Origin of the sequence: Xanthobacter autotrophicus (genome assembly GCF_005871085.1) — a bacterium.
Taxonomy (GTDB): Bacteria; Pseudomonadota; Alphaproteobacteria; order Rhizobiales; family Xanthobacteraceae; genus Xanthobacter; species Xanthobacter autotrophicus.
Genome location: NZ_VAUP01000037.1, coordinates 326,163 through 346,104, shown reverse-complemented (window position 1 = coordinate 346,104; position 19,942 = coordinate 326,163). Strand labels below are relative to the sequence as shown.

Annotated in this window: 16 protein-coding genes, 1 tRNA gene and 1 pseudogene; 12 read left to right on the top strand and 6 right to left on the bottom strand. The window is 66.4% G+C overall.

All coding sequences use genetic code 11. From position 1 onward, the window contains the following. The 12 genes and pseudogenes from FBQ73_RS19275 to rpoC form a co-directional block, all read left to right on the top strand. Positions 1–161 (top strand): EF-Tu C-terminal domain-related protein (locus FBQ73_RS19275; RefSeq protein WP_449353873.1); only part of this gene is annotated, 161 nt, incomplete at its 5' end. Positions 162–286: 125 nt separating this feature from the next. Then, complete coding sequence (locus tag FBQ73_RS19270; RefSeq protein WP_210236831.1) at positions 287–613, top strand: hypothetical protein; 327 nt, start codon at positions 287–289, stop codon at positions 611–613. A gap of 214 nt (positions 614–827) precedes the next feature. Further along, positions 828–904: transfer RNA gene (locus tag FBQ73_RS19265), tRNA-Trp, on the top strand. Positions 905–1,129: 225 nt separating this feature from the next. Continuing rightward, positions 1,130–1,327 (top strand): preprotein translocase subunit SecE, encoded by a 198-nt coding sequence (gene secE, locus FBQ73_RS19260; protein WP_138401094.1) that lies wholly within the window; start codon positions 1,130–1,132, stop codon positions 1,325–1,327. A 17-nt stretch (positions 1,328–1,344) separates the two neighbouring features. Then, on the top strand, positions 1,345–1,875 hold the full coding sequence (nusG, locus tag FBQ73_RS19255; protein WP_138401093.1) for a transcription termination/antitermination protein NusG: 531 nt from the start codon (positions 1,345–1,347) through the stop codon (positions 1,873–1,875). A gap of 165 nt (positions 1,876–2,040) precedes the next feature. Continuing rightward, positions 2,041–2,490, top strand: a complete 450-nt coding sequence (gene rplK / locus FBQ73_RS19250; RefSeq protein ID WP_012115335.1) for a 50S ribosomal protein L11 — start codon at positions 2,041–2,043, stop codon at positions 2,488–2,490. A 5-nt stretch (positions 2,491–2,495) separates the two neighbouring features. Further along, entirely contained in the window at positions 2,496–3,194 is a 699-nt protein-coding gene (rplA, locus tag FBQ73_RS19245) for a 50S ribosomal protein L1 (protein ID WP_138401092.1), read from the top strand. A 324-nt stretch (positions 3,195–3,518) separates the two neighbouring features. Continuing rightward, positions 3,519–3,614: pseudogene (locus FBQ73_RS23300) on the top strand (DUF1127 domain-containing protein); the annotation flags it as partial. 820 nt (positions 3,615–4,434) lie between these two features. Beyond that, positions 4,435–4,953, top strand: a complete 519-nt coding sequence (gene rplJ, locus FBQ73_RS19235) for a 50S ribosomal protein L10 (RefSeq protein ID WP_138401091.1) — start codon at positions 4,435–4,437, stop codon at positions 4,951–4,953. A 69-nt stretch (positions 4,954–5,022) separates the two neighbouring features. Further along, positions 5,023–5,394, top strand: coding sequence for a 50S ribosomal protein L7/L12 (gene rplL / locus FBQ73_RS19230; protein ID WP_138401090.1), 372 nt, complete (start codon positions 5,023–5,025; stop codon positions 5,392–5,394). 284 nt (positions 5,395–5,678) lie between these two features. Continuing rightward, a complete protein-coding gene (rpoB, locus tag FBQ73_RS19225; protein WP_138401089.1) occupies positions 5,679–9,755 on the top strand; it encodes a DNA-directed RNA polymerase subunit beta in 4,077 nt (1,358 codons plus the stop codon). A 136-nt stretch (positions 9,756–9,891) separates the two neighbouring features. Further along, positions 9,892–14,076, top strand: coding sequence for a DNA-directed RNA polymerase subunit beta' (gene rpoC / locus FBQ73_RS19220; protein ID WP_138401088.1), 4,185 nt, complete (start codon positions 9,892–9,894; stop codon positions 14,074–14,076). Between the two features lie 126 nt (positions 14,077–14,202). On the opposite strand, the gene FBQ73_RS19215 is transcribed toward rpoC, so the two are convergent. Genes FBQ73_RS19215 through FBQ73_RS19190 form a run of 6 tightly spaced genes read right to left on the bottom strand, consistent with a single transcriptional unit; the run spans position 14,203 to position 19,889 of the window. After that, on the bottom strand, positions 14,203–14,706 hold the full coding sequence (locus FBQ73_RS19215) for an ureidoglycolate lyase (protein WP_170218974.1): 504 nt from the start codon (positions 14,704–14,706) through the stop codon (positions 14,203–14,205). Positions 14,707–14,716: 10 nt separating this feature from the next. Further along, positions 14,717–15,973, bottom strand: coding sequence for a Zn-dependent hydrolase (locus tag FBQ73_RS19210; RefSeq protein WP_138401120.1), 1,257 nt, complete (start codon positions 15,971–15,973; stop codon positions 14,717–14,719). Positions 15,974–15,984: 11 nt separating this feature from the next. Then, positions 15,985–16,965 carry an ABC transporter ATP-binding protein gene (locus tag FBQ73_RS19205; RefSeq protein ID WP_138401086.1) on the bottom strand — a complete coding sequence of 327 codons (981 nt, stop codon included), beginning with the start codon at positions 16,963–16,965 and terminating at the stop codon, positions 15,985–15,987. Beyond that, the gene (locus FBQ73_RS19200; RefSeq protein ID WP_210236830.1) at positions 16,962–18,056 is read right to left on the bottom strand and encodes an ABC transporter ATP-binding protein; all 1,095 of its coding nucleotides are present in this window, start codon (positions 18,054–18,056) and stop codon (positions 16,962–16,964) included. Before FBQ73_RS19200 ends, FBQ73_RS19205 begins: the two co-directional genes overlap by 4 nt. Continuing rightward, positions 18,053–18,940 carry an ABC transporter permease gene (locus FBQ73_RS19195; RefSeq protein WP_138401085.1) on the bottom strand — a complete coding sequence of 296 codons (888 nt, stop codon included), beginning with the start codon at positions 18,938–18,940 and terminating at the stop codon, positions 18,053–18,055. The genes FBQ73_RS19200 and FBQ73_RS19195 overlap by 4 nt, the downstream gene beginning before the upstream one ends. 4 nt (positions 18,941–18,944) lie before the next feature. Continuing rightward, positions 18,945–19,889: an ABC transporter permease gene (locus FBQ73_RS19190; protein WP_138401084.1), complete on the bottom strand. Its 945-nt coding sequence runs from the start codon at positions 19,887–19,889 to the stop codon at positions 18,945–18,947. Positions 19,890–19,942: the final 53 nt, after the last annotated feature.

The following is a 19,942-nucleotide window of genomic DNA, read 5'->3' as shown; positions in this document are numbered from 1 at the left end:
GCACGCTGCCGGAAGGCACCGAGATGGTGATGCCGGGCGACAACGTGTCCATGGACGTGGCGCTGATCGTTCCCATCGCCATGGAAGAAAAGCTGCGCTTCGCCATCCGCGAGGGTGGCCGCACGGTTGGAGCAGGGGTGGTTGCTTCGATCATCGAGTGATCGAAGCAACCGGCCCGTCCGCGACAAGCGCGGCCGGGTTGGGGTGCCGGCGTCGTCGCCTCCATCATCGAGTGATCTGGGCCCGGACGAAAAGTCCGCGGTCTGACGACAGGAGAGCGGCGCCCTTGGCGCCGCTCTTTTCGTTTGGCCCGGTGGTGGGCTTGCGGGGCCTTGTCCTGCTTGCGGCGCTGGTTGCCGCCCCACTGGGTGCCAGCGCGAAGGAGGCGTGTCCCGAGCGTCCGCCTTGCGAGGGCTGCGGCTGCGGGGGCGGCGCCGGCTATCGCGGGCCGGATGGCCGCTGTGTGGGCTTCAAGCCCCTCACCAAGGTGTGCGGGGACCCGCCGGAAACCCGCTGCGTGTTCGAGAACGCGCCCGGCACCGCGGTGAACTACGACTGCGCCCACGGCGTCACCCCACCGGCCGCGACCGGGGCGACCAAGTCCGAGGACTGACCCGCCGGCCCTCGGCAGTGTCCCGCATTGGGGACAGCGCGCCCGCGCCCCCTTTACAGGCGCCGCGCATGCCACTACACACACCCGTCCAATGCGCTGGGTCACTCCCCGGCGCGGCGGAGTCTACCCTCGAGGCCGGCGGGCGATTGCTCGCGCTTCGGGGTGCCGGCCCTGATGCCGGGGCGCGGTCTTTCGGGCGGCGCCTTCAGGCTATAGGAGTGTAGCTCAACTGGTTAGAGCACCGGTCTCCAAAACCGGGGGTTGGGGGTTCGAGTCCCTCCACTCCTGCCACTTCCGAGAGGGGCGGCAGGCACGGCGAGACGGCGGCACGGGGCGCGACGACGCAAGCCTCACCCCCGCCCGAATGATCCCGTAGCAAGGTCTCGCAAGAGCCGGCGCCGGCGGGGTGGAATATTCTTGAGGCGGCGTTCGTGCCGCGACACAGAGGTGGCGGTCACCGGAGCAGCCCATGGGGCGTCCGGACCAGGCGGCCGGGAACGATTGGCGAAGAACGCTATGGCGAAGAACAGTCCTGTCGAGTTCTTTCAGCAGGTCCGCGCCGAAACGGCGAAGGTCACCTGGCCGACCCGGCGCGAGACGCTGATCACCACGGGCATGGTGTTCGTGATGGTGTTCCTCGCCTCCATCTTCTTCCTCGTCGTCGACCAGATCATCCGATTCGGCGTGTCGACCCTCCTGACCCTCGGGCACTGAGCGGAAAGGAAGGCACCATGGCCAAGCGCTGGTATATCGTTCACGCCTATTCCAACTTCGAGAAGAAGGTGGCTGACTCCATCCGCGAGCAGGCCGAACAACGCGGGCTGACCGAGCTGTTCGAGCAGATCCTCGTGCCCACCGAGAAGGTGGTGGAGGTACGGCGCGGCCGGAAGGTGGATGCCGAGCGCAAGTTTTTCCCCGGCTACGTGCTGGTGAAGATGGACCTCACCGACGAGGCCTTCCATCTCATCAAGAACACGCCGAAGGTCACCGGTTTCCTGGGCGCCGACAACAAGCCCATGCCCATCTCCGAATCCGAGGCCATGCGCATCCTGCAGCAGGTCCAGGAAGGCATTGAGCGGCCCAAGCCCTCCATCACCTTCGAGGTGGGCGAGACGGTGAAGGTGGCCGACGGCCCCTTCGCCTCGTTCAACGGCATCGTGGAAGAGGTGGACGAGAGCCGCTCGCGCGTGAAGGTGGCGGTGTCCATCTTCGGCCGCGCGACGCCGGTAGAACTGGAATTCGCTCAGGTCGAGAAGGTCTGAGCCGAATGGGCGGCGTTCGCGCCGCCTGAAGTGGTGCCGTGCCGCAGGGCAGGGCGCCGGCGTGGGAGGGGAGGGAGCGTCTCGCCAAGCGCTCCTCGATCCGCACCACGCGATCCCGCCCGCCAGCCCCCGAGGGGGTGAGCGGCGCATTTTGGGAGTAGTGCAATGGCGAAGAAAATTACCGGTTACGTCAAGCTGCAGGTGCCTGCCGGCAGCGCCAATCCGGCCCCGCCGATTGGTCCCGCGCTCGGTCAGCGCGGCCTGAACATCATGGAATTCTGCAAGGCGTTCAACGCCCAGACCGCGCAGCTCGAAAAGGGCATGCCGATCCCGGTGGTGATCACCGCCTACCAGGATCGCTCCTTCACCTTCGAGCTGAAGACCCCGCCGGTCTCCTACTTCCTGAAGAAGGCCGCCGGCCTTGAGACCAAGAAGAAGCCCGGCTCCGGCTCCAAGACGCCCGGCAAGGGCACCTTCGTGGGCAAGGTCACCCGCGCCCAGCTCTCGGAGATCGCCGAGAAGAAGATGAAGGATCTGAACTGCGAGACCGTCGAGGCCGCCGTCCAGATGATCGAAGGTTCGGCCCGTTCCATGGGCCTGCAGGTTCAGGGGTGAGCGCCATGGCGAAGCAAGGCAAGCGCATCCGCGCCGTCAACGAAGGCATTGACCACGTCAAGCTCTATCCCCTCGACGAGGCCCTGGCCCTCCTGAAGGAGCGCACCACGGCCAAGTTCGACGAGACCATCGAGGTCGCGCTGAACCTTGGCGTCGATCCCCGCCATGCGGACCAGATGGTTCGCGGCGTGTGCAACCTGCCCAACGGCTCGGGTCGTACCGTGCGCGTGGCGGTGTTCGCCCGTGGCGCCAAGGCTGATGAAGCCAAGGCGGCCGGCGCCGACATCGTGGGCGCCGAGGACCTCCTCGAGACCATCCAGGGCGGCACCATCGAGTTCGATCGCTGCATCGCCACCCCGGACCTGATGCCGCTGGTCGGCCGTCTCGGCAAGATCCTCGGCCCGCGCGGCCTGATGCCGAACCCGAAGGTCGGCACCGTGACCATGGACGTGAAGGGCGCCGTCGCCGCCGCCAAGGGCGGCGCGGTGGAGTTCCGCGTCGAGAAGGCCGGCATCATCCACGGCGGCATCGGCAAGGCCTCGTTCCCGGCCGACAAGCTGGCCGAGAACATCCGCGCCTTCGTGGATGCGGTGGTGAAGGCCAAGCCGGCGGGCGCCAAGGGCACCTACCTGCAGCGCGTGGCGGTGTCCTCCACCATGGGCCCGGGCATCAAGGTGGAACCGGCGACCGTTCACACCGCCTGAGTCCCTCGACGCTTGCGCGTTTTTGAAAGGCCGGGCCAAGCGCCCGGCCTTTTGTTTTGGGCGGCCGTTGGCTTGGCTGGCTTTGGCTTGGGTCGATCTGGCTTTTGGCCTGGGGTGGGTTCGTTGCCGATCCGTTAAGGCGATACCAGCTGGCGACAGGGCAGGCCTGCATTCTGAGCGGTTCTGCCGCACTGCAACGCGGTCTATCTTCTCTCAAATGCTGCGTTGCAGCTAACGCCTCTGTGGCGTGAGGAGAAGACCATGTTCGCACTTCAGACCTTGTGGGTTGCCCTCGGCAGCTTCTTCGCCGGCGCGGTGATGCGTCGCCGCGTGGTTGATGAACTCGGTTCCCTGAGCGACCGGGAATTGTCCGACATGGGCATCAGCCGCTCCGATATCCGTCGCCTCGCCCGCGAGGCAGCCGAGGAAGCCGGTGCCCGTTCCGCCAAGCAGCCCGCCGGTCGCCCGGCCGCGCTTTCCGGTTCGATCCGCACGGCCTGAAACCCGCAGGCGCCATTGCCCCCGCGCTAAGGCGTCGACGGACCGTCGGACCTTGAGGGTGGCGCGCGTGGGCTCCGCTTGCGACCACCTTGCGCCCTGTGGGTGCGAGGTGGTGTGACCGCATCGGCCAGTCGGTTCGACCCCTGATGCAAAAAGTGCGCAAGGGGCGTGACAAGTGAGGCGCGACCCTATATATCGGCTGTTTCCGGACGGTCCGCCGTTCGGACAAAGTATCTGTAGCTTTCACCCTAGACGGGGTGAAAGGGCTGGGAGGGTTCGCCCGCCCGGCCTTATCGTCTGTCAGATGTCTGCCCTGGCGGTCCTTGCGGCCACCAACGACGGATGCCTAGCAGGCGATAAGTCCTGTCCGAGACTGCCGGCGCCCTGATGTTCGCTCAAATCCGCGAACGATCAAGGCTTAATTCTCGCACCCGCCTCGCCGAGGTGGACTTTGGAGAGCCAGCATAGACGGGGAAGACCGGAATTTTGCCTCCGCCGGCACGGGTCAACAAGGCCGTGTGTCGCGGGGATGAAGATCGGTTCGGAACCAGCGCCTTGCGCTCCGCGACACGGTTTTCCGTGCCCGGATCAAGAGGGGACAGGGCATGAGAGCGTCGCGGATCGCGGCCTTCATGTCGCTTTCGACAGGTTGGTCGCGGTGTGCGGCAAGGCGCAACCGGCGGGATTTCGAGCCCCATTTGGGGTGAGGGTGCCGCCACAGGCTTAAAGAGAGCCAGACGTGGATCGAGCGCAAAAACAAGAGCTCGTCACGACGCTTACGGATGTGTTCAAGAGCACCTCCGTCGTCGTGGTCGCCCACTATTCCGGCCTCACCGTTGCCCAGCTGTCGCGCCTGCGCCGGCAGATGAAGGCAAGCGGTGCGACCGTGAAGGTGGCCAAGAACCGCCTCGCCAAGATCGCTCTGGAAGGCTCCGACGTCGCCCATGTGGCGTCCCTGCTCAAGGGACCGACCCTGATCGCCTATTCCAGCGATCCGGTGGCGGCGCCGAAGGTGGCTGTCGAATTCGCCAAGACGAATGACAAGTTCGTGATCCTTGGCGGAGCGATGGGCACTACGGCCCTGAACGTGGACGGAGTGAAGGCGCTTGCGACCCTTCCGTCCCTGGACGAACTGCGTGCCAAGCTCGTCGGCCTTATCCAGGCCCCGGCGACCAAGATCGCGCAGATCACCACCGCGCCGGCAGCCAAGCTCGCCCGCGTGTTCGGGGCCTATGCCAAGCAGGACGAAGCTGCGTGAGGATCGGGCCGCAGCTGGCGGCCTGGTCTCGCAAATCCAAAATCCGAACCTATCTTAAGGACTATTCCCATGGCTGACCTGACCAAGCTCGTCGACGAGCTCTCCTCCCTGACCGTTCTCGAGGCCGCCGAGCTGGCGAAGCTCCTCGAGGAGAAGTGGGGCGTTTCCGCCGCCGCCGCCGTGGCTGTTGCCGCTGCCCCGGCCGCTGCCGCTGCCGCCGTCGAGGAGCAGACCGAGTTCAATGTGATCCTCGTCGCCGCTGGCGAGAAGAAGATCGAAGTCATCAAGGAAGTGCGCGCCATCACCGGTCTCGGCCTCAAGGAAGCCAAGGACCTGGTGGAAGGCGCTCCCAAGCCCGTCAAGGAGGCTGTTGCCAAGGACGAGGCCGAGAAGCTCAAGGCCCAGCTCGAGAAGGCTGGCGCCAAGGTCGAGCTCAAGTGAGCTTTTGACGTTCGAGGGCCCGGTTTCGACCGGGACCCCGTCCATAGCATCGCTCCCGGACCTTTTGGGGGCGATGCATCGGAGACGACGGTTCTCCCGGCAGCCGCTGCGGGCAATGCCCCACGACTGCCGGGAGAGCCGTCATAGTGCTGAAGGGGGATGGCTTTTGCCCCCACCTCTTCGGGTTTGACGGTGGTGAGGTTCCGGTGCCGGCGCGGCGTGCCCTTGTCTCTACTGAGGCGAAGGGTGCCGGCCCGAGGGGACCAGGACGGACGAGGATCGAGATGGCGCAAACGTTCACCGGTCGCAAGCGGATCCGCAAGTTCTTCGGCAAGATCAAGGAAGTGGCCGAGATGCCGAACCTCATCGAGGTTCAGAAGGCATCCTACGACCAGTTCCTCCAGATCGAGGAACCCAAGGGCGGACGCGACGACGACGGCCTTCAGGCGGTGTTCAAGTCGGTGTTCCCCATCTCCGACTTTTCCGGCGCCTCCATGCTGGAGTTCGTGCGCTACGAGTTCGAGCCCCCCAAGTATGATGTGGACGAGTGCCGCCAGCGCGGCATGACGTTCGCTGCCCCGTTGAAGGTCACGCTGCGCCTCATCGTGTTCGATGTGGATCCCGAAACCGGTGCCAAGTCGGTGAAGGACATCAAGGAGCAGGACGTCTACACCGGCGATATCCCGCTCATGACCATGAACGGCACGTTCATCGTGAACGGCACCGAGCGCGTCATCGTTTCCCAGATGCACCGTTCGCCGGGCGTGTTCTTCGACCACGACAAGGGCAAGACCCACTCCTCGGGCAAGCTCCTGTTCGCCGCCCGCATCATCCCGTACCGCGGCTCCTGGCTCGACATCGAGTTCGATGCCAAGGACATCGTGTTCGCGCGCATCGACCGGCGCCGGAAGATTCCGGTGACGAGCCTGCTCTATGCCCTCGGCCTCGACAACGAGGAAATCCTCGCGACCTTCTACGAGAAGATCCCCTTCACGCGGGAGAAGGGCGGCTGGCGCATGCCGTTCGATCCCAAGCGCATGAAGGGCTATAAGGCCGTCGCCGACCTCGTCGACGCCGACACCGGCGAAGTCGTGCTCGAGGCCGGCAAGAAGCTGACCGTGCGCGCCGGTCGCCAGCTCGCCGAGAAGGGCCTCAAGGCCCTCAAGATCTCCAATGAGGAGATGATCGGCCAGTACATCGCCGAAGATCTGGTGGACCTTGCCTCGGGCGAGATCCACGCCGAGGCGGGGGAGGAAATCACCGAGAAGACGCTGAAGCTGCTCGAAGAGACCGGCTACAACGAAATTCCGGTGCTGGACATCGACCACGTCAACACCGGCGCCTATATCCGCAACACGCTGACGGCCGACAAGAACGTGACCCGCGAGGACGCGCTCTTCGACATCTACCGCGTGATGCGCCCGGGCGAGCCGCCGACCATCGATTCGGCGCAGGCCATGTTCCACTCGCTGTTCTTCGACAGCGAGCGCTACGACCTTTCCGCGGTCGGCCGCGTGAAGATGAACATGCGCCTCGACCTCGACTGCCCCGACACCGTTCGGGTGCTGCGCCGCGACGACATCCTCTCCGTCATCAGGACGCTGGTGGAGCTGCGCGACGGCAAGGGCGAGATCGACGACATCGACCACCTGGGCAACCGCCGCGTGCGCTCGGTGGGCGAGCTGATGGAGAACCAGTACCGCGTCGGCCTGCTGCGCATGGAGCGCGCCATCAAGGAACGCATGTCCTCCGTGGACATCGATACCGTGATGCCGCAGGACCTCATCAACGCCAAGCCGGTGGCGGCGGCGGTGCGCGAGTTCTTCGGCTCGTCCCAGCTCTCGCAGTTCATGGACCAGACCAACCCGCTGTCGGAGATCACCCACAAGCGCCGTCTCTCGGCGCTTGGCCCGGGCGGCCTGACCCGCGAGCGTGCCGGCTTCGAGGTGCGCGACGTGCACCCGACCCACTACGGCCGCATCTGCCCCATCGAGACGCCGGAAGGCCCGAACATCGGCCTCATCAACTCGCTGGCGACGTTTGCCCGCGTGAACAAGTACGGCTTCATCGAGGCACCCTACCGCCGCGTGGTGGACAGCAAGGTCACCGATGAGGTGGTCTATCTCTCCGCCATGGAGGAGGGGAAGTATTACGTCGCGCAGGCCAACATCCCGCTCGACGCCGACGGCCGCTTCGAGGAAGACCTGATCGTCTGCCGCCATGCGGGCGACGTGCTCCTGGTCGCCCCCGACCGGGTGGACTTCATGGACGTGTCCCCCAAGCAGCTGGTCTCGGTGGCCGCGGCGCTGATCCCGTTCCTTGAGAACGACGACGCCAACCGCGCGCTTATGGGCTCCAACATGCAGCGCCAGGCGGTGCCGTTGGTGCGCTCCCAGGCGCCGCTGGTGGGCACCGGCATGGAAGCCGTGGTGGCCCGGGATTCGGGCGCTGCCATCGCCGCCCGCCGCACCGGCGTCATCGACCAGGTGGACGCCACCCGTATCGTCATCCGCGCCACGGAAGAGGCCGATCCGTCCAAGTCGGGCGTCGACATCTACCGGCTGATGAAGTTCCAGCGTTCCAACCAGTCCACCTGCATCAACCAGCGTCCGCTGGTGCGCGTGGGTGACCAGGTGAAGAAGGGCGACATCATCGCCGACGGTCCCTCGACCGAACTCGGTGAGCTGGCGCTCGGCCGGAACGTGCTCGTCGCGTTCATGCCGTGGAACGGCTACAACTTCGAAGATTCCATCCTGCTCTCGGAGAACATCGCCAAGGAGGACGTGTTCACCTCGATCCACATCGAGGAATTCGAGGCGATGGCCCGCGACACCAAGCTCGGGCCGGAGGAAATCACCCGCGACATTCCCAACGTTTCGGAAGAGGCGCTGAAGAATCTCGACGAGGCCGGCATCGTCTACATCGGCGCGGAAGTGCGCGCCGGCGACATCCTCGTGGGCAAGATCACGCCCAAGGGCGAAAGCCCGATGACGCCGGAAGAAAAGCTGCTGCGCGCCATCTTCGGCGAGAAGGCCGCCGACGTGCGCGACACCTCGCTGCGCCTGCCGCCCGGCACCACCGGTACCATCGTGGAAGTGCGCGTGTTCAACCGCCACGGCGTGGACAAGGACGAGCGCGCCCTGGCCATCGAGCGCGAGGAAATCGAGCGCCTCGCCAAGGACCGCGACGACGAGCAGGCGATCCTGGACCGCAACGTCTACGGCCGCCTGATCGAGATCCTCGACGGCAAGACCGCCATCGCCGGGCCCAAGGGCTTCCGGAAGGAGACCGTGGTCACCCGCGAGATCCTCACCGAGTATCCCCGCTCGCAGTGGTGGCTGTTCGCGGTGGCCGACGACGCCATCATGGCGGAGCTGGAAGCCATCCGCGCCCAGTACGACGACTCTAAGAAGCGTCTGGAGCAGCGGTTCCTCGACAAGGTCGAGAAGCTGCAGCGCGGCGACGAGCTGCCCCCCGGCGTGATGAAGATGGTCAAGGTCTTCGTCGCGGTGAAGCGCAAGATCCAGCCCGGCGACAAGATGGCCGGCCGCCACGGCAACAAGGGCGTGGTCTCGCGCATCGTGCCCGTGGAGGACATGCCGTTCCTTGAGGACGGCACCAACGTGGACATCGTGCTGAACCCGCTGGGCGTGCCTTCGCGCATGAATGTCGGCCAGATCCTGGAGACCCATCTGGGCTGGGCCTGCGCGGGCCTCGGCCGGCAGGTGGCCGCGGCGATGGAAGCCTATTACGGCAAGCAGGACCTCAAGCCCCTGCGCGATCGCCTCGAAACCATCTACGGCAAGGAGGAGATCGACCAGCTCAAGGACGGGGAACTGCCCGAGCTGGGCGAGAACCTGCGCAAGGGCGTGCCCATGGCTACCCCGGTGTTCGACGGGGCGCACGAGGCCGACATCGAGCAGCAGCTGGAGAAGGCGGGCTTGGACGCCTCCGGCCAGTCCACGCTCTATGACGGGCGCACCGGCGAGCCGTTCGATCGTAAGGTCACGGTGGGCTACATCTACATGCTGAAGCTCCACCATCTGGTCGACGACAAGATCCACGCCCGCTCCATCGGCCCCTACTCGCTGGTTACCCAGCAGCCCCTGGGCGGCAAGGCGCAGTTCGGTGGACAGCGCTTCGGCGAAATGGAGGTGTGGGCCCTCGAAGCCTACGGCGCGGCCTACACCCTGCAGGAGATGCTGACGGTGAAGTCCGACGACGTGGCCGGCCGCACCAAGGTCTACGAGGCCATCGTGCGCGGCGAGGACACGTTCGAGAGCGGCATTCCCGAGAGCTTCAACGTGCTCGTGAAGGAAATGCGCTCGCTCGGCCTCAACGTCGACCTCGAAAACAGCTGACGGGATCGCGCGGCCCGCTCCGGCCGCGCCTGCCGCCCGTCCTTAAGGACTACATCCGCGCATCGCGGACCGCCTGACCGGCGCATCGGCCGGTCAGGGTCGAAGATAAAGGCCCACTTCGTTTGGGAGCCAGCTCATGAACCAGGAAGTCCTGAACGTCTTCAATCCGACCGTTCCGGCCCCGGCCTTCAACCAGATCCGCATCACCATTGCGAGCCCGGACAAGATCAAGTCCTGGTCGTATGGCGAGATCAAGAAGCCGGAAACCATCAACTACCGCACGTTCAAGCCCGAGCGTGACGGCTTGTTCTGCGCGCGCATCTTCGGTCCCATCAAGGACTACGAGTGCCTGTGCGGCAAGTACAAGCGGATGAAGTACAAGGGCATCATCTGCGAGAAGTGCGGCGTCGAGGTCACCTTGTCGCGCGTGCGCCGCGAGCGCATGGGCCACATCGAGCTTGCGGCCCCGGTGGCGCACATCTGGTTCCTGAAGTCCCTGCCGAGCCGCATCGGCCTGCTGCTCGACATGACGCTGAAGGACCTCGAGCGGATCCTGTACTTCGAATATTTCGTCGTCATCGAGCCGGGCACCACCAAGCTCAAGTACCGTCAGCTCCTCTCGGAGGACGAGTACCTGCGCGCCCAGGACGAGTTCGGCGAGACCAACTTCACCGCCATGATCGGCGCCGAGGCCATCCGCGAGATCCTGCGCGGCATGGACCTCGACAAGATCGCCGCCGACCTGCGCGTGGAGATCGCCGAGGCCACCACCGAGCTGAAGCCCAAGAAGCTCGCCAAGCGCCTGAAGATCGTGGAGGCCTTCCAGCTCTCCGGCAACAAGCCGGAGTGGATGATCCTCACCCACGTCCCGGTCATCCCGCCGGACCTGCGTCCGCTGGTGCCCCTCGACGGCGGCCGCTTCGCGACCTCGGACCTCAACGACCTCTACCGCCGCGTCATCAACCGCAACAACCGCCTGAAGCGGCTGATCGAGCTGCGCGCGCCGGACATCATCATCCGCAACGAGAAGCGCATGCTTCAGGAAGCGGTTGACGCGCTGTTCGACAACGGCCGTCGCGGCCGCGTCATCACCGGCGCCAACAAGCGCCCGCTGAAGTCGCTTGCCGACATGCTGAAGGGCAAGCAGGGCCGGTTCCGCCAGAACCTGCTCGGCAAGCGCGTGGACTATTCCGGCCGTTCGGTGATCGTGGTGGGTCCCGAGCTGAAGCTGCACCAGTGCGGCCTGCCCAAGAAGATGGCGCTGGAGCTGTTCAAGCCCTTCATCTATTCGCGGCTCGACGCCAAGGGCCACTCGGCCACGGTGAAGCAGGCCAAGAAGCTGGTGGAGAAGGAGCGTCCCGAGGTGTGGGACATCCTCGACGAGGTGATCCGCGAGCACCCGGTGATGCTGAACCGCGCGCCGACGCTCCACCGCCTCGGCATCCAGGCGTTCGAGCCGGTGCTCATCGAGGGCAAGGCGATCCAGCTTCACCCGCTGGTCTGCTCGGCCTTCAACGCCGACTTCGACGGCGACCAGATGGCCGTCCACGTCCCGCTCTCGCTGGAAGCCCAGCTGGAAGCGCGCGTGCTGATGATGTCCACCAACAACATCCTGCACCCGGCGAACGGCCAGCCCATCATCGTGCCGTCGCAGGACATCGTGCTTGGCCTCTACTACCTCTCCATCATGAAGGAGAAGGAGCCGGGCGAGGGGATGATGTTCGCCAACATGGCGGAGATCGACCACGCGCTGAACGCCAAGGCGATCACGCTCGCCACCAAGATCCGCGGCCGCTACATCGGCGTGGATGCCGAGGGCAAGCAGTATTCCAAGATCTATGAGACCTCGCCCGGTCGCATGAAGATCGGCGAGCTGCTGCCCAAGCACCCGAAGCTGTCCTACGACGTCGTCAACAAGCTGATGACGAAGAAGGAAATCTCCAACATGATCGATGCCGTGTACCGGCACTGCGGTCAGAAGGAGAGCGTGATCTTCTGCGACCGCATCATGGCGCTCGGCTTCTACAACGCGTTCCGCGCCGGCATCTCGTTCGGCAAGGACGACATGGTGGTGCCGAAGAAGAAGTGGGACCTGGTCGAGGAGACCCGCACCCTCACCAAGGAATACGAGCAGCAGTATAATGACGGCCTGATTACCCAGGGCGAGAAGTACAACAAGGTCGTGGACGCCTGGGGCAAGTGCTCCGATCGCGTCGCCGAGGAGATGATGAAGGAAATCTCTTCGGTCAAGAAGGACCCGAAGACCGGCCGCGAGAAGCAGATCAACTCGATCTACATGATGAGCCACTCCGGAGCGCGTGGGTCGCCCGCCCAGATGAAGCAGCTTGCCGGCATGCGCGGCCTCATGGCCAAGCCGTCGGGCGAGATCATCGAGAGCCCGATCATCTCGAACTTCAAGGAAGGCCTGACCGTGATGGAGTACTTCAACTCCACCCACGGCGCGCGTAAGGGCCTGGCCGACACCGCTCTGAAGACCGCCAACTCGGGTTACCTCACCCGCCGCCTCGTGGACGTGGCGCAGGATTCCATCATCACCGAGCGCGATTGCGGCTCGGAGAAGGGGATCCACATGCGCGCCATCATCGACGCGGGCCAGGTGGTGGCCTCGCTCGCCTCGCGCGTCCTCGGCCGCACCGCGGCGGAAGACATCGTGGAGCCGGCCACCGGCAACGTCATCGTGCCCCGCGGCACCATGATCGAGGAGTGGCACGTCGAGCGGATCAACAAGTCCGGCATCCAGGAGATCAAGATCCGCTCGGTCTTGACCTGCGAGACCCGGAACGGCGTGTGCGGCACCTGCTACGGGCGTGACCTGGCCCGCGGCACCCCGGTGAACATGGGCGAGGCGGTGGGCGTCATCGCCGCCCAGTCCATCGGCGAGCCGGGCACCCAGCTGACCATGCGCACCTTCCACATCGGCGGCGCGGCGACCCTCGCCGACTCGTCTTATGTGGAAAGCAACTTCGAGGGCGTCGTCCGCATCCGCAACCGCAACGTGGCGCGGAACTCGGAAGGCGATCTCGTGGTGATGGCCCGCAACCTCGCGGTGGTCATCGTCGACCATGACGGCACCGAGCGCGCGGTCAACCGCGTGCAGTACGGCGCCCGCCTCAAGGTGGACGAGGGCGACACCATCAAGCGCGGCCAGCGCATCGCCGAGTGGGACCCCTACACCCGCCCCATCCTCTCCGAGGTGGACGGCATCGTGGCGTTCGAGGACCTGACGGAAGGCTCCTCCATGAACGAGACGGTCGACGAGTCGACCGGCATCGCCAAGCGCGTGGTGACGGATTCGCGTTCCGGCCGTGGGCCGGAGCTGCGCCCCGCCATCCTGATCAAGGGCAAGGACGGCAAGATCATCAAGCTGCCGCGCGGCGGCGACGCCCGCTATGCCCTGCCGGTGGAGGCCATCATCTCGGTGGACCCCAACCAGACCATCAGTGCCGGCGACGCGGTGGCCCGCGTGCCCATGGAGAGCGCCAAGACCCGCGACATCACGGGCGGTCTGCCGCGCGTGGCGGAGCTGTTCGAGGCGCGTCGTCCCAAGGATGCGGCCATCATCGCCGAAATCTCCGGCACCATCCGGTTCGGCCGTGACTACAAGAACAAGCGCCGGCTCTCCATCGAGCCGGCGGATGGCGGGGATGCGGTGGAATACCTGATCCCCAAGGGCAAGCACATCCATCTCCAGGACGGCGACGTGGTGGAGAAGGGCGACTTCATCGTCGACGGCAACCCAGCGCCGCACGACATCCTGGCGATCAAGGGCGTGGAAGAGCTTGCCGCCTTCCTCGTCAACGAGATCCAGGAGGTCTACCGGCTTCAGGGCGTGCACATCAACGACAAGCACATCGAGGTGATTGTCCGGAACATGCTCCAGAAGGTCGAGATCGACGACAGCGGCGAGACCGACTTCCTGGACGGCGAGCAGGTGGACCGCATCGAGTTCATCGAGGCGAACGAGAAGGCCGCGGAAGAGGCGAAGAAGCCCGCCACCGGCCATCCCGTGCTGCTGGGCATCACCAAGGCGTCGCTCCAGACGCGCTCCTTCTTCTCGGCGGCCTCCTTCCAGGAGACCACCCGCGTCCTCACCGAGGCGGCGGTCAACGGCAAGGTGGATCCGCTGGAAGGCCTGAAGGAGAATGTCATCGTCGGCCGCCTCATCCCGGCCGGCACCGGCGCCCAGATGTCCCGCCTGCGCACCATCGCCAACAGCCGCGACGACCTCATCGTTGCGACCCGCGACGAGCAGAGCGAGGGCCATCCCCTGGTGGAAGGCCCCGTCGACGCGGCGGAGTGATCGGCGGGCCTGTGTGGCTTCGACGGAAAATGGAAAGGCCGCCCCTCGGGCGGCCTTTTCTTTTGGGTGCGGTGAGGCGGATGTTTCGCGCGTCGGCCTCGCCGTCGTGAACCGGGTCTTTTGGCCTCAGAGCGCGACGGTGAACGGGGCGATGTCGGCGAAGTCCTCGTCGTCCGGGCCGAAGTCGCGCCACATGAAGATGGCGAACGGGGCCGGGGCCTCCAACACCGTGAGCGGGGCGTGCCACACGCCCGGCTTCAGGGTGATGCCCTGGCCGGGGCCGGGTAGGAAGGCCATCGCGGCGGCAAGGTCGGGCGATCCGTCCGCAGCGTTCGGCGCCACTACCACCAGCCATGGGGTGAGGGCCATGGGCACGAAGCTTTGCGAAGTGAGCCGGTGCCGCTCGATGATGGTGACCGGCACCGGCCGCGCCAGGCTGGGCGCGGCGAGGATGAGGGAGAGGCTCGCCGGCGTGTGCGGCTTCAGGCTCGCCAGCGCGTCGTCGAAATAGGCGCGCGTCCCCACCTCCTGCGGCACGCGCAGCACGTCGCCGAAGGGCGCGAAGCCTTCCGCCGTCAAAGCCTGCGCCGTCAGCGGGCCGGTGCGGAGGGTGGAGGGGGCACAGCTCACGGCGTGAGTCTCACGCTTTTGCGGCATCGCCGGCCAATGCCAGCACGGCGTGGAGCAGAACGTTGGCGCCTGCCGCGCAATCGTCTTTGGTGGCGGATTCCAGCTCGTTGTGGCTCACCCCGTCCTTGCAGGGCACGAAGATCATGCCCGTGGGCACGATGGTGGCGAGGTGGAAGGAATCGTGCCCCGCGCCCGAGACCATGGGCCGGTGGCTGAGGCCCAGCTTCTGCGCCGCGGCGGCCACCGCGCCGGTGATGGCGGGATCGAAATGGGTGGGCTCCTTGCGCCAGATGGTGTCCAGCGCGACGCTCACCTTCCGCTTCTGCGCGATGCGCACCACCGCCGCCTGAAGGCCCTTGTCCAGGGCTTCGAGGATGCCGGCGTCCGGCGTGCGGAACTCGGCGGCGAAGGTGATCTCGCCGGGGATCACATTGCGCGACTGCCGGGCGAGGGTGATGTCCGCCACCGTTCCCACCGCGTTCGGCCCCAGCTCCACCGCCAGCTGTTCCACCGCGAGGACGATCTCGGACAAGGTGGCGAGGGCATCCTTGCGCAGGTGCATGGGGGTGGAGCCCGCATGGCTCTCGAAGCCGGTGATGCGCCCGTCGTACCAGATGATGCCCTGGCCATGCTCCACCACGCCGATGGTGAGGTTCTCCGCCTCCAGGATTGGTCCCTGCTCGATGTGCAGCTCCAGGAAGCCGCTGAATGTCTGGGTGCCCAGCGGCACCGCGCCGCGATAGCCGATGGCGTCGAGGGCTTCGCCGACGCTCACGCCCTCCGCATCGGTGCGGGCGAGGATTTCGGCCAGCGGCAGGTCGGCCACATGGCCGGCCGAGCCCATCATGGCCGGGGCGAAGCGCGAGCCTTCCTCATTGGTCCAGTTGACGACGCACAAAGGCGTGTCGGTCTCGATGCCGGCGTCGTTGAGGGCGCGCACCACCTCAAGGGCGGCCAGCGTGCCGAGCACGCCGTCAAACTTGCCGCCGGTGGGCTGGGTGTCGAGATGGGAGCCGATGCCGAGCGGCGCCTTTCCCGGGTCCTTGCCGGGGCGCAGGGCGAACATGTTGCCCAGCGTATCCACGCTCACGGTGCAGCCGGCGGCCTCGCAGGCGTCGCGGAACCAGTCGCGCACCTGCCGGTCTTCCTCGCTCAGGGTCAGGCGCTTGACGCCGCCCTTCGGCGTGCCGCCGAACTGCGCGGTTTCGAGGATGGTGCTCCAGAGGCGGTCGGCATTGATCTGGAGGTTGGACAGGGCGGGGGTCATAGGTTCGGTCATCAGCTCGCCGGGACGGGATTTTCAGCCAGCACGCACCTTACCGTCCGGCCGGGGGCAAGTTCCACGTCCGGAGGCAGGCGCTCCGTGCAACGCTGCTGTGCGTGGGCGCAGCGGGGCGCGAACGAGCAGGCCGCCGGCGCCTGGTCGAGGGACGGCGGGGTACCGGGAATGGTCTGCAGCCGCGCGCCGCGCCTGGCGCCGTGAACGGTGGAGGCCAGCAGCCCCTGGGGATAGGGATGGCGTGGCGTGCGCACGATGTCCCCGAGCGTGCCGGTCTCCACGATCTGGCCGGCATACATCACCGCCACCTTGTCGCAGATCTCGATGGCCACCCCGATGTCGTGGGTGACGAAGATGACCGACATGCCCATCTCCCGCTGCAATTCGCGCAGCAGCAGCAAGATCTGGATCTGCACCGTGGCGTCGAGCGCCGTGGTGGGCTCGTCGGCCAGCAGGATCTTGGGCTTGCAGGCCAGCGCGAGGGCGATCATGGCGCGCTGGCGCATGCCGCCGCTCATTTCGTGCGGATAGGCGTCGAGCCGCCGCTTGGCGGAGGGGATGCGCACCAGCTCCAGCATCTCCAGCGCCCGCGCCGTGGCGGTGGCGTGGCTTGCGCCCTCGTGCCGCTTCACCGATTCTGCGATCTGCTGGCCGATGGTGTAGACCGGGTCCAGCGCCAGCGCCGGCTCCTGGAAGATCATGGAGACGGTGCGCCCGCGGAAGGCGGACAGGGTGGCATCGTCCATGGCCAGCACATCCTGCCCGGCCACGGCGACGCTGCCGCTGATGACGGTGCGCTTCTTGGGCAGAAGCCGCATCAGCGCACGCATGGTCACGCTCTTGCCGGAGCCGGATTCCCCCAACAGGCCCAGCACCTCACCCTCGCCGAGGGAGAGCGAGACGCCGTTCACCGCATAGACGGTGCGCTCGCCGGTGAAGCGGATGGTGAGGTCGCGGATATCGACCAGAGGCGCGTTCATGGCGTGGCTCCCGCGATGTCGCCGGCCTTGGGGGCGAGGCTTTGGGGCGCGCGGCTGTGGCCGGAGCCGGGAATGACCATGTGGCAGGCGGCCGAATGGGCGCCGCCGGCCACCGGCGACAGGGCGGGGCAGACTTCGGCGCACACCGGCTCGAAGAAGGAACAGCGGGTGTGGAAGCGGCAGCCGGCCGGCGGATCGATGGGGTTGGGCGGATCGCCGGTGATGGGCGGCTCCTGCGTGCGCTGGTCGGGATCGAGGGCCGGCATGGCGGCGAGGAGCGCCCGCGTATAGGGATGCGCCGGGCCGTCCCACACTTCGTCCACCGGTCCCAGCTCCACCACCTGGCCCAGATACATCACCAGCACCCGGTCGGAGATGTAGCGCACCACGTTGAGGTCGTGGCTGATGAACAGATAGGTGAGGCCGAACTCGCGCTTGAGGTCGGTGAGCAGGTTCAGCACCTGAGCCTCCACCGACTTGTCCAGCGCCGAGACCGCCTCGTCCAGGATCACGAGGCGCGGCTTCAGGGCCAGGGCGCGGGCGATGTTGACGCGCTGGCGCTGGCCGCCGGAGACCTCGTGGGGATAGCGGTTGGCGAAGACTTCGGGGCGCAGGCCCACCTTGTCCATCAGCTCGCGGGCCAGCGCCCGCGCATCCCGATCGGCGATGCCATGCACCTTGGGGCCGAAGGCGATGGAATCCTCGATGGTGAGGCGGGGGTTGAGGGAGGCGTAGCTGTCCTGGAACACCATCTGCATGCCGCGCCGGAAGTCGCGCATGCCGAGGGTTCCGCCCACCGTCTCGCCGTCGAACAGGATTTCGCCGGCGTTGCGGGGCATGAGGTGCATGAGCAGGCGCGCGGTGGTGGACTTGCCGCAGCCGCTCTCGCCCACGATGCCCACCGTCTCCCCCTTGGCGATGGAGAAGGACACGTCGTCCACCGCCCGCACCGTCTTCTTCTCGGCGAGGAAGCCGCCGCCCACGGGGAAGTGCTTGGTGAGGTTCTTCACGTCGAGCAGCGGCTGGGCCGGCCCGCCGATGTCCGCCAGGGGCTCCAGGATCGGTTCGGGGAGGGGCTCGATGAGGGTCAATTGCGGATGTCCATGGCGCTGCGCAGCCCGTCGCTGAGCATGTTGAAGCAGATGGAGACGGCGAAGATCATCACCCCCGGCAGGGCGGCCACGCCCGGATTGACATAGATGGCGGTGCGCAGGGTGTTCAGCATCAGGCCCCATTCCGGCTCCGGCGGCTTGGTGCCGAGGCCGAGGAAGGACAGGCCCGAGGCCAGGATCATGGACACCGAGATCAGCCCGGTCGCATAGACGAAGATGGGGCCGAGCACGTTGCCCAGCATGTGCACCCGCATGATGGTGATGGCGCCGGCCCCGGAGGCGCGGGCCGCGTCCACGAAATCGAGGTTGCGCACCGAGGTGGTCACGCTCTCGGCCACGCGGGTGATCTGCGGCACGAACACCACCGTGAGCGAGACGATGGAATTGACCACGCCCGCCCCCAGCACCCCGGAGATGGCGATGGCCAGCAGCACCGAGGGGAAGGCGTAGAACACGTCGATGGTGCGCATGATGATGGTGTTCACCGCCCCGCCCAGATAGCCGGCGAGCAGGCCGAGGCTGGTGCCGATGCCGAAGGCGAGCACCACCGGCAGGATGCCGATGAGCAGCGAGAGCCGCCCGCCATAGATGAGGCGGGAGAGCATGTCGCGGCCCAGTTCGTCAGTGCCGAGAAGATAGCCCGGCGTGCCGATGTGGCGGAGACGGCGGATCATGGAGCCCTGATAGGGATCGGCAAGCCCGAGCCAGGGGGCGAAGATGGCGGCGAGCACGATGGCGAGCAGCACCGCCGCGCACACCATGCTCACCTTGTCGCGGGAAAAGCGGCGGCCCACGGTGGCCCAATAGCCGCGGGCCTTCTGCACCGGGGCGGCCTGGAGGGCGGCGTCGGATGTGGCGCTCATGTCCTCAGCTCCGCTTGATGCGCGGATCGATGGACGCCTGGGCGATATCGACCACGAGGTTGAGGAAGACGAAGAACAGCGCCAGCACCAGGATGGTGCCCTGCAAGAGGGGCAGGTCGCGCTGGAAGATCGCCGAATTGAGCAGGAAGCCCGTGCCCGGCCAGGAGAACACCGTCTCGATGAGGATGGAGCCGCCGAGCAGGTAGCCGAGCTGCAGGCCCATCACCGCCACGGCGGTGGGGGCGGCATTCTTCACCACGTGGCGGAATACCTGGGTTTCCTTGAGGCCCTTGGAGCGCAGCGCCTCCACGAAATCCTGCGAAAGGATGTCGCCGGTGAGCGCGCGCACGGTGCGCGTCACAATGCCCATGGGGATCACCGACATGGTGACGGCGGGCAGGATGAGATGGCGCATGTGCGCCCAGTCCCACGACCAGCCGCCCGGGCCCATGCCCACCGCCGGCAGCCAGTTCAGCCATACCGAGAAGATGATGACCAGTACCATGCCGAGCCAGTAGTGGGGCACGGACACGCCGGCCACCGCGATGGAGGTGGCGACCTTGTCCACCCAGGTATTGCGGAAATAGCCGGCGACCAGCCCGAAGAAGACGCCGAAGAAGAAGCCGATGAGGGAGGCCGTAACCGCGAGGATGAAGGTATTGCCCACCGCCTGCGTCACCTCCGCCAGCACCGGGCGTCCGGACGCGATGGAGGTGCCGAGATTGCCGTGCAGCGCCTGCCAGATCCACAGGCCGAACTGCACCGGCAGCGGCCGGTCGAAGCCGTAGGCGGCGCGCATCTGCGCCGCGAGTTCCGCCGAGGCATCGGCCGGGAGCACCGCAACCAGCGGATCGCCCGGCGTGATGTGGACCAGAAGGAAACACACCAGCGCGACGGCGATGACGATCGGGATCACATAGATGATCCGCCTCAGGATATAGACCAGCACGGGGCCACCTTGCGCAGGGGGAAGAAAACGCGGGGCGTATTCAACGCCCCGCG